We start from the raw sequence: 2,683 nt of genomic DNA, 5'->3' as shown, positions 1-2,683 counted from the left end.
CTGTTTCACGGTCCCGGTCAATTGCTCCATGCTGGCCGCGGTTTCTTCCAGGCTGGCCGCTTGTTCTTCCGTGCGTTGGGACAGGTCGGTGTTACCGGATGCAATCTCACCGGCAGCCGTATTGATGGAATCCGATGCACTCTTGATCTGGGATACGATGGTTCGCAATTGTTCAACACAAGTATTGGCATCCTGACAAATACGTGCCAACTCACCTTCGTACTCCGTCTGAATCGTGGTTCGCAAGTCCCCATCTGCCAAGCTTGCAAGCAGATTGCCCAGATCAGCAAAACCTTGTGCCATCCGATCCAGCAATCGGTTGATACTTTCGCTGACCAAACGAACAAAACCATCTTTGCCGTCCAGTGAAACCCTTTCGCCCAGATTACCCTGCGCAGCCACCATGACGATGCGCTCGACCTCCTGCTCCACAGCCAGCTCTGCCGTCCGATCCAGCCATTCCACCGCCGTGCCCAAACGTTCACCACGTTCATTACTGACCGATGTAACCGTTAGTGCAAATGTACGGTTACCCAGCTTGATCGTGGCACGATGCGTGCCTGACAACCCGGCAAGCATATTGCGTTGATGCGATGGATTCTTATGGAAGACATCGATATTGGTTCCAAGCAAGTTGGCAACGCTGAAATTCGGCAACGATTGCCGAATATCGGCTTCCGCCATGCCCAACATCTGAGCAATCGATTTGTTCAGATAAATGATGTTGTAGTTAGCATCAGCAATCATCACGTTGGTAGTGACATTATCCAAGCCTACCTTGATGCGAGTGTTTTCTTCCGACATACGCTTGGTTTCCATCATCTCGAAACCTAGCCTGACCTGTAACCCTTGCAGGCCTTGCAGCGTGCGACCTATTTCATCGTTTCTTGAAATATCAATGCTGTTACGGAAGTTACCACTAGCCAATTCGCGGAATATATCAATGGCCCGATTGAGTGGCTTGACCGTCGTTTTCAATATCCAGGTACTGAGTACTATGGCCAGCGCCACACCTGTAAATACAATTAACAACAACTTGATTCGGACAGTATGGAAAGATGCCTCCGCCTCGTCGGCCTGCTGTTGACCTGCTTCAACCTGAAAATCATGCAACGCCTTTTGTGCAAGTCCGGCTTGTTCAGTCAATGCCGGCAACTTGGATGCCAATTGCTCGGCTTCACTGAGTTTGCCATTCTCCAACGTAGCAACCAGCGGTACGAAGCCCTGTTGTACCAGTTGCGTGAAGGACTTATCAAACTGCTCAATCAACTTTCGATGCTTATCAGTGTAAACACGTTCTTGATATTCCTTCCACCGCTTCTCTGCATTAGCCAGATTAGCCATGATCTTGGCGGTGTCGGCTTTGAACGCAGCTTTGGTCTGTGCCGCCCTTGATGCGGCATTCAGTGAATCCAACAAACCTCCCCGTCCATCACCTATTGCCTGAGCTATTTCCCCCAGAATCTGCAATGGAACTACGCGCCCCTGATACAGTTTGCTGATGGATTGCCGGCTCTCATCCAACTCATACAATGCATCAGTCCCGAGTACGACCATCAAGGCCAATACTGCTGCAAATGCCCCCACTAACCGCGAGCGCAAGCTGATATCGTTCAACTTTTGGAACCAACTCCGTTTCACTGCTTGCCCCTGGTGAATTTCCATACCAGCAGCCTGTTTCTCTCTGAATCGCCGATAAACCTCTTCAGCCGCATTGACTTGGTCACGGGTTGGTTTGACACGTACCGACATAAAGCCAACCACCTGCCCACTTTCATAAATGGGGGTGGCATTTGCTTGTACCCAGTAATAATCACCATTCTTGCAACGGTTCTTTACCATCCCCGTCCAGGGACGGCCAGCCTTCAACGTGGCCCACAAATCGGCGTAGGCTTCTGAAGGCATGTCTGGATGACGGACGATGTTATGCGGTTCACCAATCAATTCTTTTTCGGAGAATCCGCTGACATCGACAAAATCTTTGTTGATATAGGTGATCCGACCCTTCAGATCGGTCTTGGATACAATCATGGTATCTTCACGCAGTGGTACTTCCACCTGCGTTACTGGCATATTGACTCGCATAAATCCTCCGTCGGGGTGACTACACGTATCGCGAGCCGCTCAGCCCGCCAGACCATTCAAACTACCGCTTCATTCAACATCAGCAGTAACAGAACGCCGGCCCAATATGTATTAACATGTCTCTGACAGCCCTGACTTGACCAGGCAGTCGATGAACCGGTCATTGCATCATGAATTTGTTCTGCATCATTCCGAACTAAAATTCCTTCCAGGTACCATCCTCTGAGTCAGCGACAGCAGGCAGCATCTTGGGTGTGTGAGCTGACTTGGTCGTCGGCTTGATGCCAGGTCTCATGCGATTACCGGCAACTTTCGGCAATTTGGGCGGGACTGGCATGCGAATCCCCTGTTGTGCCCTGTGCTCAACATCAGTATCCATACGGAAAATCATCACTGCATCCAACAGCTGCCTGGCCTGCTCTTCCAGACTTTCAGCATTCGCTGCCGCCTGTTCGACCAGGGCTGCATTTTGCTGTGTACCTTCATCCATTTGTGTCACGGCTTTGTTCACCTGCTCGATGCCGTCACTCTGTTCATGGCTGGCCGCCGAGATTTCACTGATGATGTCGTTGACTCGCTGCACCGAACTGACGATTTC

1 protein-coding gene and 1 pseudogene are annotated in these 2,683 nt (G+C 50.7%); both read right to left on the bottom strand.

The window, feature by feature from the left end; all coding sequences use genetic code 11:
- On the bottom strand, positions 1-2,085 hold a 2,085-nt coding region (locus tag FFS57_RS24605), incomplete at its 3' end, for a methyl-accepting chemotaxis protein (protein WP_137940464.1).
- A gap of 196 nt (positions 2,086-2,281) precedes the next feature.
- Positions 2,282-2,683, bottom strand: a pseudogene (locus FFS57_RS26025) (methyl-accepting chemotaxis protein); the annotation flags it as partial.

This window comes from Chitinivorax sp. B (assembly GCF_005503445.1).
Classification (GTDB): Bacteria; Pseudomonadota; Gammaproteobacteria; order Burkholderiales; family SCOH01; genus Chitinivorax.
Note: the sequence above shows the minus strand (reverse complement) of the source record. Positions and strands in the feature narration are given on the sequence as shown.